Raw genomic sequence first — 14,774 nt, 5'->3', positions numbered from 1 at the left:
GGTGCGAGGGGGACGAGGGGAGTCATGACGACCTCCTGGATCGGCGCTCTGCCGGGGCGGCCTGACGTCTTCCAGCCTGCGCCGCGCCCGGCGGCGCCGGATCAGCGCTCCGCCGCAGCGTTCCGTCCGTGGTCCCCACCCCCTGCGGCTGCGGGTGACCCGCAGCGCCCTGCGGGTCACCCGCAGCGTGTCGGCGGCGCGGCCGCACGCCTCCCCGTCGAACCGACCGGGATCCGCGCGGTGGCCTACCGTTGCTGCTATGAACGTCGTATGCCCCGGCACCGGCGCGGCCGCCTCGCGGACGACCGTGGTGCTCGCGGACGACCATCTGGTCGTCCGGGCCGGCATGCGGCTGCTGCTCTCCCAGGACGAGACGTTCGACGTCGTGGCGGAGAGCAGTACGGTCGCCGAGACGCTGCAGGCCGTGCAGGGGCACCGTCCCGGTGTCCTGGTGCTGGACCTGACCCTGGGGGGTCGTTCGAGCCTGCCGGTGATCCCCGAGATGCTGTCCGCGTCACCCGGGATGCGGATCCTCATTCTCACGATGCAGGAGGACCCGGAGTTCGCCCGTGAGGCCCTGCGGGCCGGTGCCACCGGATACCTCCTCAAGGAGGCGGCCGGCGAGGAGCTGCTCGCCGCGGCCCGGCAGGTCGCCAGTGGGGCCACCTATGTGCAGCCGGCCATGGGTGCCAGGCTGGCCATGACCGGTGAGGCGGCGGGCGGCACCGATGTGCTCACGGGCCGCGAGGTCGAGGTGCTCTCCCTGCTCGCGGTCGGTCACACCAATCAGGAGATCGCACGGCGCCTGTATGTGTCCGTGCGGACGGTGGAGACCCACCGGGCCAGGATCCGGGACAAACTCCACATCAGGACCCGGGCCGAGCTGATCACTGCGGCCCGCGAACGCGGGCTGCTCACGTGACCTGGTCACTGCCGGCGGGGGTCCGGCTGGTCACCGAGGCGGCGGGGAGCTTGCTGCTGGTGGCCTCCCTGGTACTGGAGGTCACCGACCAGCCGCTCCAGTCCGAACTGGTCCTCTCCCTGGCGGCCGCGATCCTCTTCTTCACCGCGGCGTCGATGTCCACCATGGCACGGCGGACCTGGCTGGCGATCGTCGGCGGGATCTCGCTGATGCTGGCGGTGGCGGGGCTGGCCCGGATCACCGAGGAGCCGATCGTCAACGCCCTGCATGTCGCTCCGCTGATGCTGATCGCCTACGCCGCCTCCACCGGCCGCCGTGCGACGCTGCGCGAGCGCCAGCTGGAGCGCGAGCGGTCCCGGGCGCGCCGCGACGGCGAGGAACGCGAACGCCGCCGGTGGGCACGGGAGCTGCACGACGACACGCTGCAGGAACTGGGCGCGGTGCAGGTCGTCCTCGCCTCCGCCGCCGCAGGCGGGCAGCCCTCGGCCATGCGGGAGGCCATCGACCAGGCGCGCAGCCTCGTCAGTAACCAGATCGCCTCGCTGCGCCACCTGATCGCGGAGCTGCGCCCCGCCGTCCTCGACCAACTGGGGCTGCGCCCGGCCATCGAGGCGCTGTGCCGCCGCGTCTCGGAGACCTTCGGGGTACGGGTGGACTTCAGGGTGGCGGCGGACTGGGACTCCTTCGCCGGCCGGCTGACCCCGCAGGCCCAGGTCCATGTCTACCGGATCGTGCAGGAGGCGGTGAGCAACGCGGTGAAGCACGCCGATCCGCAGCGCCTCCTGGTGGAGCTGCACGCCGACGGGCGGGCCGTCACCGCGTCGGTCAGTGACGACGGCACCGGAATGCCACCGGGCCTCGGCGGCTCCAAGCCGTCTTCGACGGGGATGGGCCTGTGGGACATGCGGGAGCGCGCCGACCTGCTCGACGCGGAGCTGAGGATCAGCTCCGCCGTGGGTGCCGGGACCCGCGTCGTCCTGCGGGTGCCGTACGGCCGTGGGGTGGAGGCCTGAGCCCCGCGTCACCTCAGGCGTCGGGGTGCGCGGGCAGGGCCAGCCACTGCGACCAGGAGATCTCGCGGCCGATGAGGCGCGGCTGTTCGAACGGCCAGTCGGTGGCGATCCACTGCGGCACCAGCGCGTCCAGGGCCTGCTCGACCTTGCTGCCCACCAGCTCGTCCACCACCCACCAGGAGATCTCGCCGTCCGCGCCGGCCCGCTGCGGCGGGTCGATGTAGACGCACCCGAGCAGCGCCGTCTCGGCCGCGTCGAACAGCGCGTAGTTGAAGGACTGGTGAGCGGCGATCTCCTGTTCGTGGCGCAGCAGGTCCTCCTGGTCGGCCTCGTAGGTCATGGTGGCCGCGGGCCAGCCCCAGGCCGGGCCGAAGATGGTCCACAGCCGCTCGCGCGAGCCCATCACGGCCGGATAGTCGAGCGGGGTGTCCGCCTCCCGGATCGGCCGCAGGTGGTGGTCGCCGCCCGGCAGCGGTACCAGGACGGGGTGGACGAAGTCGTCGGGGAGCCAGCTCATGGCGCCCGACCGTAGCACCGTACGGACGTCCGTTCCCCGGGGTTTTCCGGTCGGGGCCGCTCGGCTTTGAACGGCTCCGGACTCCGCTGGCTGTCCGCTGCGCGGGCCGTGCGCGGCTGCCGCCGTGCGTCGGGCCGGTCACGCACTGTTGCGGGCCCGGGTGGCAGGCAGCCCGTTTTTAAGTTAATTAGCAATTAATATTGACAGGGTTGAGGGGCTCGGACACAGTAACCGCCGTGGCACCGGCGCCCGGCACGACAGGAGCGAGGTGTCCGGTACCCCCAACTCCTGGGAGAATTGAGTGACTTCGCATCGTGCAGGGATGGCGCGACTGCGGCGGGCCGCGGTGACGCTCGGCGCCGTCGTACTGGTCGGGTCGATGGTTCCGGCGGCACACGCCGCGGACGACCAGGGCGCCCCGCAGGAGTACGACAGCGGCCTGGCCGCCACGCCGTACATGGGATGGAACACCTACTACGGGCTGGGAGCCCCGACCGAGGAGCAGGTCAGGAAGGTTGCCGACTATCTCGTCAGCAGCGGGCTGCGGGACAGCGGCTACAACATCGTCTGGCTGGACGGCGGTTGGCAGGCCGACCAGCCGAGGGACCCGCAGACGGGCGAGCTGGTGGCCAGCCCCACCCGGTTCCCCTCCGGCATCCCCGCCCTGGTGAACTATCTGCACCAGCGCGGCCTGAAGGCCGGCATCTACACTGACGCGGGCGAGTACGACGGCGGCACCTGGTGCGGGCTCGGCAGCCGCGGCCACTACGAGCAGGACGCCCGCCAGTTCGCCGGGTGGAAGGTCGACGCCATCAAGGCGGACTTCCTCTGCGGGATCGGTGCCGGGCTGGATCCGGGCACCGCGTTCAAGGAGTTCAGCGACGCCGTCGCCAAGTCCGGCCGGAAGATGCTGCTCAACCTGTGCAACCCGCTCACCGACGACTGGGGCATGCAGCACACCCCCGAGCAGGACGCGCACAACACCTTCGTCTACGGGCCCACCACCGCCGACTCCTGGCGCACCGGCACCGACATCGCCTGGGGCACCCCGACGGCGGGGGAGTGGCCCAACATCCTGCGCAGCATGGACGCCAACGCCTGGCACCCCGAGGCCCAGGGCCCCGGACACTGGAACGACCCGGACTACCTCATCCCGATGCGCAAGCTCGCCGAGGGCGGCTACGAGCTGAACGAGGAGGAGTCCACCACGCAGCTGGTGATGTGGGCCGAGATGGCCTCGCCGCTGATGCTCGGCAGCGACCCCCGTACGCTGCCGAAGTCGATGCTCGACACCCTGCGCAACCCCGAGATCATCGCCGTCGACCAGGACCCGCTGGGCATCCAGGGCGTCCGGGTGGCGACCGACTCCGTCGGCGACGTCTACAGCAAGGTGCTCCAGGGCGCGGGCAAGCGGGCGGTCGTCCTGCTCAACCGCTCCGACCAGGCGCAGGACCGCACGGTGACCTTCGCCGACGCGGGCCTCACCGGCAAGGTCCAGGTGCGCGACCTGCGGGCCCGTGCCTCGCGGGGCGGCTTCACCGGCTCGTACACGGTGCGCGTCCCCGCGCACGGCACCGCGTTCCTGGGGCTGTCCGGCACCGACGACGCCCCGGGCGCGCAGCTGCCCGGCCGTTCCTCGGCGAGTCCGGCGCTGGTGCGTGACGGCGACGCCCTGACCGTCTTCACCCGCGGCACCAACGGCTCCCTGCAGGCGCAGACCGCGCGCGGCGGTGACTGGTCCAAGGCCAGGACCACCGACCTGGGCGGCCCCACACAGGGTCGGATCCTCGGCCAGCCCGCCGCCTACGCCTCGGACGGCGGCCGGATCGACGTCTTTGTGCGCGGCACCGACGACACCGCCTACCGGCGGGTGTACGAGGACGGCCGCTGGGGCCGCTGGCAGAGCCTGGGCGGCACGCTGACGGACGCGCCGACCGCGGCCTTCGCCGGCCCGGACGACTGGACGCTGGTCGCCCGCGGCGCGGACGGCAAGCTGTGGTCCCGCGGCCCGGCCTCCGGCTGGTCCCCGCTGGGCGCCCCGCAGGACCGGCCGTTCTCCGGCCGCCCCTCGGCCGTCGTCGACGACGCGGGCCGGCTGCACGTGGCCGTGCGCACCTCCGACGACTCGGTGTGGTCGCGGACCCGTGACGCCTCCGGCGCCTGGTCGGACTGGACGGCGCTCGGCGGTACGGTCAGCGGCAGCCCGACCCTGGTGGCCTCCGGCGGTACGGTCCACCTGTACACGCGTGCCGGTGACTACACGCTCTGGCAGCGCAGCTGGACCGCTGACGGCGGCTGGGCCGGCTGGAGCAAGGACACCGACTTCGTCAGCGGTGCCTTCAACGGCGCTCTCGGCGGTGTCGCGGGGCCGGACGGCGGCGTGCTGGTCGCCTTCCGCGGGGTGGACGGCCGGGTGTGGCAGGCCGCGCTCTGAGCCGGGGGTGACCCCGCCTCACCTCGACTGGCCCTGTTCCACCTGAGTCGATCAGCGCCGATCCGCATTACCCGTACCACCCGCAGCATCGCGCACGACCGTCGGACCCGGCGCCTTCCGGTGCCAACGGGTGTGCTCCCGGGCCCAGTTGGGCCCGGGGCACGCCCTCCGAAGAATAAATTAGTAATTAATCTTGACGGCCAACAGGCCTCTGCGACAGGCTGAGCCTGCCGCGCCAGAGCCGGGCCGTCAGGGGCCACCGCTCCGTTCCGCGGGCACATTAGGAGTGCAAGATGACCGCCTTCAACGCCAGCCGCCGCAGATTCCTCGTAGGAGCAGGCGCAGTCGGCACCAGCGCACTGCTCAGCAGCTGCGTCACCCAGAGCCCGGCTGCCTCCGGAGGAAACTCCGGCGGCCCGGTGACCCTGCAGTCCAACCTCTCCTCCCCGCAGGCCAAGACCGCGATGCAGTCGATCGTCGCCGCCTTCGACAAGCGCGGGGGCGCCAAGGCGCAGCTCAACACGGTCGCGTCGGAGACCTTCCGCACCCAGCTGCCGACCTACCTCACCTCCGCCAACCCGCCGGACGTCTACACCTGGTACCCCGGCTCCGTCGCCGAGTCCTACGCGAAGAAGGACCTGCTGCTCGGCCTGGACGACATCTGGGCGGGCCCCGAACTCTCCGGCTACTCCGACGCCCTGAAGAAGCTGTGCACCTCGGCGTCCAGCGGCAAGAAGGTCTTCGTGCCCACCAGCTACTACTGGTGGGGCGTGTTCTACCGCAAGTCGAACTTCGCCAAGTGGGGCGTCAAGGAGCCCAAGACCTGGGACGAGTTCCTCGACCTCTGCGACAAGCTCAAGAGCAAGGGCGTCGCCCCGATCGGCCTCGGCGCCGGCGGGGACACCCCGTGGGTCGCCTCCACCTGGTTCGACTACCTCAACATCCGCGTCAACGGTGCCACCTACCACCGTGAACTCCTCGCGGGCAAGCACCGCTTCGACGACCCCGAGGTCCGCAAGGTCTTCGACACCTGGGACCAGGCCCGCCCGTTCTTCGACCCCAACGGCACCGCGATCCCCTTCCAGGACGCCACCACCGCCCTCCTCCAGGGCCGCACCGGGATGATGCTGATCGGCACCTTCTTCGCCGACGCCGCCCCGAAGGACGCCCTGGGTGACCTGGACTTCTTCCAGTTCCCGATCATCGACCCCAAGGTACCGGTCGCCGAGGAGGCGCCCACCGACGGCTACTTCGCCAGCGCCCGCACCAAGCGCACCGACGAGACCAAGGAACTGCTGCGCTACCTGGCCACCGCCGAGGCGCAGGAGCTGTACCTCAAGAGCTCCTCCGGCACCACGCTGCCGACCCACCCGGACGCCAAGGACACCGGCACCCCCCTCGTCATCAAGGGCCGCAAGCTCATCGAGAGCGCCGCCGACGTCACCCAGTTCTTCAACCGGGACTCCAGCGACGCGCTCCAGCCGACCGCCGACACGGCGCTGGTGCACTACCTGGCCAAGCCCAAGGAGATCGGCTCCATCCTCACCACGTGGCAGCGCAGCGCACAGCAGATCTGGAGCCAGTGACGATGGCGCTGATCGGCTCCGCACGACGGTCCAGGGCCACCCGGGTGCCCCCGGTGGTCCTGGCCTTCGTCCTCGTCCCGCTGCTCGCCGAGGCGTTCTGGGTCTTCTGGCCGGCCCTCCAGGGGTTCTACCTCTCCCTGACCTCATGGGACGGTCTGTCAGCCCCGAAGTTCGTGGGTCTCGGCAACTTCAGCGAGATGGTGCACGACTCGGTCTTCCGCACCGCCGCGATCGACACGGTGCTGTGGCTGCTGCTCTTCGGCGGGCTGTCGGCCGCTCTCGGGCTCGGCGCCGCGCTGCTCCTCCAGCAGGAGCGTCGGGGCATCGGGTTCTACCGGGCCGCGCTGTTCCTGCCGGTGGTCTTCTCCCTGGTCGCCACGGCGCTGGTGTGGCAGGCCATGTACCAGCCGGACGGACTGATCAACAACGTCCTGCAGGCCGTCGGCCTCGGCAGCTGGCAGCACGCCTGGCTCGCCGACCAGGACACCGCCTTCTACGCGGTGATCATCCCCGCGCTGTGGCGCCAGGTCGGCTATGTGATGGTGCTGTACCTGGCCGGACTCAAGGGCATCGACCCGGTCCTCTACGAGGCGGCCAGGGTGGACGGCGCCACCCGACTGCAGCAGTTCCGGCACATCACCCTGCCGCAGCTGCGCAGCGTCAACGCGGTCGTCCTGTCGGTGATCGTCATCGACTCGCTGCGCTCCTTCGACGTGGTGTGGGCGCTCACCCGCGGCGGCCCGTACCACTCCTCCGAACTGCTGAGCACCTACATGTACTCCACCTCGTTCCAGTCCCTGCGGCTGGGATACGGCTCCGCGCTCGCCGTGGTCATCTTCGTGCTGGCCTTCGGCGTCATCGCCGGCTACCTCGTGCGCGCCTTCCGGGAGGCCGACTGATGACCGCCACCCGCACCACCGCACCCGTCAGCGGCACCGACGGCCCGGCCCGGCGTGCGGACGAGGCCGCCCCGGCCCCGGCCGCAGCCCCGCGGAGCCCCCTGCTGCGCGGCAGCGCGCTGCGCACCACCGGCTTCCACCTGACCGCGGGCCTGCTGTCCGCGCTCTGGCTGCTGCCCATCGTCCTGGTGCTCGTCACCAGCACCCGGACGTTCGACGACATCGCCGCGCACGGCGTCGGCAGCTGGCCGCACTCGTTCACCTTCGACAGCTTCCGGCAGGCGTGGGTCGACGGCGGACAGCAGCGCGCCCTCATCAACAGCGTGCTGGTCACCGTTCCCACGGTGCTGATCTCGCTCGGCCTCGCCTCCATGGCCGCCTTCGCGCTCAGCCGCTACGACCTGCCCTTCCGCCGCGTCCTGCTGCTGGTCATGCTCGGCGGCAACCTGCTGCCCCCGCAGATCCTGCTGATCCCGGTCTCCAAGCTCAGCGAGGTGCTCGGCATCTACGACCGGCTGTACGCCCTGATCGGCGTGCAGGTCGGCTTCGGCGTCGGCTTCTACGTGTTCGTGCTGCACGGCTTCATGAGGGCGATCCCCGGCGAGATCCAGCAGGCCGCCGTCATCGACGGCGCCGGCCCGTGGCAGATCTACTGGCGGGTCATCCTGCCGCTGGCCCGCCCGGCGCTGGCCGCGCTGAGCGCGCTCTCCTTCACCTGGATCTTCAACGACCTGCTGTGGGCCATCACCGTGCTGCGCACCGACAGCCGGATGCCCGTCACCGCGTCGCTGATCGGACTGCAGGGCCAGTACGTGTCCATGTGGAACGTCATCGCGGCCGGGTCGGTGATCGCCGCCGCCCCGACCGTGGCCGTCTTCCTCCGCTTCCAGCGCCACTTCGTGGCCGGACTCAACCTCGGAGCCGTCAAGTGACCGCGCCCGACCGGTGGCTGCTGCGCACCGACTCCACCACCTACGCCGTCACCCTCGGCGGCGACGGCCGCTGGGCCGAACTCGCCGCCTGGGGGCCGCACGGCGCCGAGGACGGGCCCTCGCCCCTGGAGTGGTCGCGCCGCACCCACTTCATCACCCCCGCCGACGCCGCCCCGGCCGAGTACATCCCGTTGGGGCTGCGGCCCTTCACCGGCGCCGACCTGGTCGCCTCCCGGCCCGGCGGCGACCGCGGGAGCTGGTGGCGGTTCACCGGCGCCACGCCGGAGGGCGACCGGGCACTGCGCCTGGAGTTCACCGACGACCTCCTCGGTCTGCGGACCACGCTCTGCTACCGCACGGTGCGCGGTACCGACGTCCTGCTGCGCTGGACGGAGCTCACCTGCACCGGCGCCGAGGAGGTGCGGCTGGAGCGCTTCGACTCCGCCGCGGTCAACGTCCCCGTCCAGGGCGGCGCGCGGCTGGCCTACCTGGCCGGCCAGTGGTCCCAGGAGTTCCAGCTGAGGGAGGTGGAACTGGAGCGCGGGCGCTTCGAGATGGAGAGCACCCAGGGCTCGGCGGGCCACGCCTACCACCCCTGGCTCGCCGTCCAGGACGCCGCCGCACCGGCCCGGGGAGCCACCCCCACCTACGGCATCGCCCTGGAGTGGTCCGGCAACTGGCGGATCACCGCCGACGCCGAACCCGGCGGCGCCGTACGGGTCCGTGCCGGGCGCGTCCCGCACGAGGGCGCGGTCCGTCTCGCCCCCGGCGAGACCCTGGTCACCCCCCGGCTGGCCTGCGCCTTCAGCCCCGACGGACTCGACGGCCTGGCCCGGGTCTGGCACCGCTACGAACGGCAGCTGACCGGCGAGCGCCTGGAGCGGCCCCGCAGGGTCCTCTACAACTCCTGGGAGGCCACCGGCTTCGACGTCGATGCCAAGGGCCAGCTGGAGCTTGCCGAGGTGGCCGCCGAACTCGGCGCCGAACTCTTCGTCGTCGACGACGGCTGGTTCACCGGACGCCCCGACGACACCGGCGGACTCGGCGACTGGCAGCCGGACCCGGCCGCATTCCCCGGCGGCTTCGACCGGTTCGTCGAGGACGTCCGCGCCCTCGGCCTGGACTTCGGCCTGTGGGTGGAGCCCGAGGGCATCAGCCCCCGCTCCCGGCTCTACGCCGAACACCCCGAGTGGGTGTACCGGATCGACGGGCGCCCGGCCACCCTGGTCCGCAACCAGCTGCTGCTCGACCTCGGCCGCGAGGACGTCCAGGAGTTCGTGATCGGCACCCTCGACCGGCTCCTCGGCTCCCACGCCATCAGCTACCTCAAGTGGGACATGAACCGGCCGCCCACCGAACGCGGTCGCCCCGGCCACCCGGCCGGCGCCGACCCCGAGCGGCAGGACCTGGACGCCGCGCACGTCGCCGGCTACCTCCGCGTCCTGGACCACCTGCGCACCGCCCACCCGCAGGTCACCGTCGAGGGCTGCGCCGGCGGCGGCGCCCGCGTCGAGCACGCCACCCTCGCCCGCACCGACGTGGTGTGGCCCAGCGACAACACCGCGCCCATGGACCGGCTGCGCATCCAGTACGGATACCTCCACGCGCACGCCCCGCACACCATGAGCTCCTGGGTCACCGACGCCCCCGGCGTCTTCGACCCGCGGCCCCGCTCGCTGGCCTTCCGCTTCGTCAACTCCATCGCGGGCGTGCTCGGCATCGGCGCCGACATCCGCCACTGGACACCGGAGCAGCGCGCCGAGGCGGCACGGTGGATCGCCCGCTACAAGGACGTCCGCGACGTCGTGCACCACGGCGAGGTCCACCTGCTGGGCAGCCCCGCGGACCCCACCTGCGGCATCCAGTACCAGCAACCGGGCGGAGAGCGCCTGGTGGTGACGGCGTGGAACACCGGCCCCCTCGACGGCGCGCCCCTGGTGCCCGGCCGGGCCGCCCGGCTCCGCCTGCGCGGACTGGCGCCGGACGCCGTCTACGCCGACGCCGCCACCGGCACCCGCTACAGCGGCGCACACCTGCTCCACTCGGGGCTGCCGTTCGCCTGGACCGCGGGACACGACGCGGAGCTGACCGTACTGGCCCGCCAGTGAGGACAGCGGAAGAATCCGCCCTGAACCCCTCTCGAACAGGAGACGACCCACCCATGAACCCAGCGGCCCGCTTCACCAACCGCGTCGCCGTCGTCACCGGCGCCGCCTCGGGCATCGGTGCGGCCTGCGCGGCACGCCTGGCCGCCGAGGGCGCGGCCGTCGTCCTCGTCGACATCGCCGCCGAACGCGGCGAGGAGACGGCCGCGCGGCTGCGGAAGGACGGGGCCCGTGCCCTGTTCGTCGCCGCGGACGTCGCAAGCGAGGACGACTGGCAGCGGGTGACGGCCGCCGCCCACAGCCTGGGTCCGGTGGGCGTCCTGGTCAGCAACGCCTACACGGTGGCGGTGGCACCGGCCCACGAGACCACCCTCGCCTCCTGGGAACGGCAGCTCTCGGTCAACCTCACCGGGGCCTTCCTGGGCGTGAAGGCGGTACTGCCTGACCTGCGTGAGCACCAGGGCGCCGTCGTCCTCGTCTCCTCCGTCCACGCCCACCGGGGCATCCCCGGCCACCCGGCGTACGCGGCGAGCAAGGGCGCCCTGCTGTCGCTCTGCGGCCAGCTCGCCGTCGAGTACGGACCGGACGTCCGCGTCAACGCGGTGCTGCCCGGACCGATCCTCACCGCCGCCTGGGACAGGGTGACCCCCGCCGACCGCGAACTCAGCGTCGCCGGCACCGCGGCCCGCCGCTTCGGCACCCCCGAGGAGGTCGCCGCCGCCGTCGCCTTCCTCGCCGCCGCCGAGGCCTCCTACATCACCGGATCGAGCCTGCTCGTGGACGGCGGCTGGAGCGTCGCCAAGGACTCCGCCTGACGGAACCGATCGCGCCCGCCCCCCACCGACCACCACCGAAAGGCAGACAGATGACGCCGTACGCGCGCCGCGGAGTGCACGGCCAGACCGTGGAGGCCCTCGCCCACAGAGTGCTCAGCGGTCAGATCCCCGAAGGGGCGACGCTCGACATGGCGGCCCTGCAGAGCGAACTGGACGTCAGCCTGACGGCGCTGCGCGAGTCGCTGAAGGTCCTCGCGGCCAAGGGCATGGTCGACGCCCGGCAGAAGCGCGGCACCTTCGTGCGGCCCCGCTCGGACTGGAACCTGCTCGACGCCGACGTCCTGCGCTGGCAGTTCGCCGAGAGCAGCGGCAGCGGTGTCGACCTCGCGATGCTGCGCAACCTCGGCGAGGTCCGCGGCATCGTCGAACCCGCCGCCGTACGGCTCGCCGCGGAGCGCCGCACCGACACCGACCTGGAGGCCCTGGAGGCGGCACTCACCGCCATCGGGGAGGAGGCCGGCGCCAGCCACGCCGTGCAGGCCGACCTCGCCTTCCACCGGGCGCTGCTCGCCGCCACCCACAACGAACTGCTGGAACGCATGGAGATGGTCATCGAGTCCGGCCTGGCCCTGCGCGACCAGCTGGTGCACAGCGCCCCGCACAGCGAGGACCCGGTCCCCAGCCACCGTGCCGTCCTCGACGCCGTACGCGACCGGGACGCCGACGCCGCCGAGCGGGCCATGCGCGCCCTGCTGGACCAGGCGACACGCGACCTCGACAAGATCAGCAGCCCGCACGCGCCCGAGAGCGCGGACGGCTCCACCGAACAGAAGGGCGGCCAGGCACCGTGAAGATCACGCGCGTCGAGACCTTCCTCGTCCCGCCCCGCTGGCTCTTCTGCCGCATCGAGACCGACGACGGCGTCGTCGGCTGGGGCGAACCGGTGGTGGAGGGCCGGGCCGAGCCGGTGCGGGCCGCCGTCGAGGTGCTCACCGAGTACCTGGTGGGCCAGGACCCGCTGCGCATCCAGGACCACTGGCAGGTGCTCACCAAGGGCGGCTTCTACCGGGGCGGGCCCGTGCTCTCCAGCGCCGTCGCCGGCATCGACCAGGCCCTGTGGGACATCGCAGGCCGCACCCTCGGCGTGCCGGTGCACACCCTGCTCGGCGGCCCCGTCCGCGACAGCATCCGGGTCTACGCCTGGGTCGGCGGGGACGAGCCCGGCCGGCTCAAGGAGGAGATCACCGCCCAGGTCGAGGCGGGCTTCACCGCCGTCAAGATGAACGCCGCCGGGCGCACCCCGCCGATCGGCAGCCCCGCCGAGACCGCCGCCGTCGTCGAGAGGCTCGCCGCCGCCCGCGAGGTCCTCGGCCCGCACCGCGACGTCGCCGTCGACTTCCACGGCCGGTTCACCGCCGCCAACGCACGCCGGGTGCTGCACGAGATCGCGCCTCTCCACCCGCTGTTCGTCGAGGAACCCGTCCTGCCCGACCAGACACACCTGCTCCCTGGGCTGGTCGGCGCGTCGTCCGTGCCGCTCGCCACCGGTGAACGGCTCTACGGCCGGGCCGACTTCCTCCCGGTGCTCACCGCGGGCATCGCCGTGGCCCAGCCGGACCTCTCGCACGCCGGCGGCATATCGGAGGTCACCAGGATCGCCTCGCTCGCCGAGACATTCGGCGCCCACCTGGCACCGCACTGCCCGCTCGGACCCATCGCGCTGGCCGCCAGTCTCCAGGTCGCCTTCGCCACCCCCAACTTCCTCATCCAGGAGCAGAGCCGCGGCATCCACTACAACAAGGACGCCGACCTGCTGTCCTACCTGGTCGACACCGAGCCCTTCCGCTTCGTCGACGGCCAGGCGCTGCGCACCGAACTGCCCGGACTCGGCATCGCCGTCGACGAGGCCGCCGTCCGCACCGCCGACCGCGCCGGCCACGCCTGGCGCAACCCCGTCTGGCGCCACGCCGACGGCTCCTTCGCCGAATGGTGAGCGGCACCGTCCTGCCGGTCTCGGTGGTCACCGACCCGGACCACGGCGGCCGCTGGACCTCGCTCAGCGCCGGAGGCCGGGAGTGGCTCTGGCACCGGGACGAGCCCCGCCGGCCCCTGGTCCGGCCCGGCGCCGCGTTCGCCGACGCCGGCGGACTGGAGGAGTGCGTACCCACCGTGCGCGGACTGCCCGACCACGGGGACGCCTGGTCACGGCCCTGGCGCAGACAGGGGGAGCAGGACGTCGTGGACTGCCCCGACTTCCGCCTCACCCGGAGCATTCGCACCGGACCGGCAGCGGCCGTCGCCGACTACACCCTGGAGGCCGAACCCGGCCACCGCTTCCTGTGGGCCGCCCACGCCCTGCTCGACCTCTCCCCGTCCGCCCGGATCGGCATCGCCGGACCGGCGGCGACCCGGCTCTACCCCGACGAGGGCGACCGCTGGACCGGCGGGGAGTGGCCCCGGGTCGACGGCGTCGCGCTGGACCGGCTCGGACCCGACGACGGGACCGCCGTCGGAGCGGTCGTCCTCACCCCCGCGGTCTCCGTGCACGACGGCGCCGACACACTGCACCTGTCCCTCCAGGCCGAGGGACAGCCCGTCGCGGTCGCACTCTGGCGCAACCTGCGCGGCTTCCCCCAGGACGCGCCGTACCGCTCGGTCGGCGTCGAGCCGATGCTCGGCCGCGTCTTCGACCGCGCGGCGGCGGACGACGGCGGCGACACAGCCGTCGTACCCCCCTCCGGCAGGGCCGCCTGGCGGCTCACCGTGACGGCGACCCGCCGCCCCTGAACCCCCGAAACAAGAAGGGATGTCGGATGGACCTGCTCACCGAGCTGCGCGCCCACCGGCTGCTCGCCATCGTCCGCGGCAGCGACCCGGACGCGGCGCTGACCACCGTGCTCACCCTCGCCGAGGAGGGCGTCACCCTCATCGAGGTCTCCCTCTCCGGACGTGACGCGCTGGACGTCATCGCCCGGGCCCGTACCGCGCTCGGCCCCGACGCGACGCTCGGCGCCGGGACCGTGCTGTCCCCCGACGACGCCCGGGCTGCGCAGCAGGCCGGAGCGGCCTTCCTCGTCACCCCCGCCGTCAGCGACGCCATCACCACCGGACGGGAGCTCGGACTCCCGGTGCTCGCAGGCGTGATGACCCCCACCGACATCCTCCAGGCTCGACGGCTCGGCGCCGACGCCCTCAAGCTCTTCCCCGCCGGCAGTGCCGGCGGCCCAGGCTATCTGAGGGATCTGCAGGGCCCCTTCCCGGGGCTGCCGTTCGTGCCCGTCGGGGGAGTGGACGCCGCAGCCGCCGCCGACTACCTGCGGGGCGGTGCCACCGCCGTCGGCGTCGGATCGCCGCTGATCGGCGACGCCGCCGCGGGCGGCAGCCGCACCGCCCTGCGCGAGCGGGCCCGTACCTTCCTGGAGGTCGTGCGCCCGAAGGTCCACCCGTGACCGCACCCGCCGTCCTCGCCACCGACCGCCTGGAACTCGGCGAGGGCATCCGCTGGACCGGCGACCGTGCCGTCCTCACCGACATCCTCACCGGCCGGCTCCTCGCCGTACCCGCCGATCCCGCGGCGCCGCTCGCCCTGA

General features: G+C 72.7%; 13 protein-coding genes. 12 read left to right on the top strand and 1 reads right to left on the bottom strand.

What is annotated here, in order from left to right; all coding sequences use genetic code 11:
* Positions 1–259: 259 nt before the first annotated feature.
* Both AOK09_RS30675 and AOK09_RS30670 read left to right on the top strand, forming a co-directional pair.
* Positions 260–922, top strand: a complete 663-nt coding sequence (locus tag AOK09_RS30675; RefSeq protein WP_055590497.1) for a response regulator — start codon at positions 260–262, stop codon at positions 920–922.
* Entirely contained in the window at positions 919–1,935 is a 1,017-nt protein-coding gene (locus AOK09_RS30670; protein ID WP_055590496.1) for a sensor histidine kinase, read from the top strand. The genes AOK09_RS30675 and AOK09_RS30670 overlap by 4 nt, the downstream gene beginning before the upstream one ends.
* A gap of 13 nt (positions 1,936–1,948) precedes the next feature.
* On the opposite strand, the gene AOK09_RS30665 is transcribed toward AOK09_RS30670, so the two are convergent.
* On the bottom strand, positions 1,949–2,452 hold the full coding sequence (locus AOK09_RS30665; protein ID WP_055590495.1) for a GNAT family N-acetyltransferase: 504 nt from the start codon (positions 2,450–2,452) through the stop codon (positions 1,949–1,951).
* A 322-nt stretch (positions 2,453–2,774) separates the two neighbouring features.
* On the opposite strand from AOK09_RS30665, the gene AOK09_RS30660 reads away from it, so the two are divergent.
* From AOK09_RS30660 to AOK09_RS30615, 10 genes are all read left to right on the top strand, one after another.
* The gene (locus tag AOK09_RS30660; protein WP_055590494.1) at positions 2,775–4,886 is read left to right on the top strand and encodes a glycoside hydrolase family 27 protein; all 2,112 of its coding nucleotides are present in this window, start codon (positions 2,775–2,777) and stop codon (positions 4,884–4,886) included.
* Positions 4,887–5,179: 293 nt separating this feature from the next.
* Positions 5,180–6,472, top strand: coding sequence for an ABC transporter substrate-binding protein (locus AOK09_RS30655; protein ID WP_055590493.1), 1,293 nt, complete (start codon positions 5,180–5,182; stop codon positions 6,470–6,472).
* A 2-nt stretch (positions 6,473–6,474) separates the two neighbouring features.
* Positions 6,475–7,371 carry a carbohydrate ABC transporter permease gene (locus AOK09_RS30650; protein ID WP_055590492.1) on the top strand — a complete coding sequence of 299 codons (897 nt, stop codon included), beginning with the start codon at positions 6,475–6,477 and terminating at the stop codon, positions 7,369–7,371.
* A complete protein-coding gene (locus AOK09_RS30645; RefSeq protein WP_245687559.1) occupies positions 7,371–8,303 on the top strand; it encodes a carbohydrate ABC transporter permease in 933 nt (310 codons plus the stop codon). Before AOK09_RS30650 ends, AOK09_RS30645 begins: the two co-directional genes overlap by 1 nt.
* A complete protein-coding gene (locus AOK09_RS30640; RefSeq protein ID WP_055590491.1) occupies positions 8,300–10,411 on the top strand; it encodes an alpha-galactosidase in 2,112 nt (703 codons plus the stop codon). The genes AOK09_RS30645 and AOK09_RS30640 overlap by 4 nt, the downstream gene beginning before the upstream one ends.
* A gap of 53 nt (positions 10,412–10,464) precedes the next feature.
* Positions 10,465–11,223: an SDR family NAD(P)-dependent oxidoreductase gene (locus AOK09_RS30635; RefSeq protein ID WP_055590490.1), complete on the top strand. Its 759-nt coding sequence runs from the start codon at positions 10,465–10,467 to the stop codon at positions 11,221–11,223.
* A 50-nt stretch (positions 11,224–11,273) separates the two neighbouring features.
* A complete protein-coding gene (locus AOK09_RS30630) occupies positions 11,274–12,035 on the top strand; it encodes a FadR/GntR family transcriptional regulator (protein ID WP_055590489.1) in 762 nt (253 codons plus the stop codon).
* Positions 12,032–13,177 carry a galactonate dehydratase gene (dgoD, locus tag AOK09_RS30625; protein WP_055590488.1) on the top strand — a complete coding sequence of 382 codons (1,146 nt, stop codon included), beginning with the start codon at positions 12,032–12,034 and terminating at the stop codon, positions 13,175–13,177. The genes AOK09_RS30630 and dgoD overlap by 4 nt, the downstream gene beginning before the upstream one ends.
* Positions 13,171–13,971: a hypothetical protein gene (locus AOK09_RS30620; RefSeq protein ID WP_055590487.1), complete on the top strand. Its 801-nt coding sequence runs from the start codon at positions 13,171–13,173 to the stop codon at positions 13,969–13,971. Before dgoD ends, AOK09_RS30620 begins: the two co-directional genes overlap by 7 nt.
* 26 nt (positions 13,972–13,997) lie before the next feature.
* A complete protein-coding gene (locus AOK09_RS30615; RefSeq protein WP_055590486.1) occupies positions 13,998–14,633 on the top strand; it encodes a bifunctional 4-hydroxy-2-oxoglutarate aldolase/2-dehydro-3-deoxy-phosphogluconate aldolase in 636 nt (211 codons plus the stop codon).
* Positions 14,634–14,774 lie beyond the last annotated feature (141 nt).

Source organism: Peterkaempfera griseoplana, from assembly GCF_001418575.1.
Lineage (GTDB): Bacteria > Actinomycetota > Actinomycetes > Streptomycetales > Streptomycetaceae > Peterkaempfera > Peterkaempfera griseoplana.
Note: the sequence above shows the minus strand (reverse complement) of the source record. Positions and strands in the feature narration are given on the sequence as shown.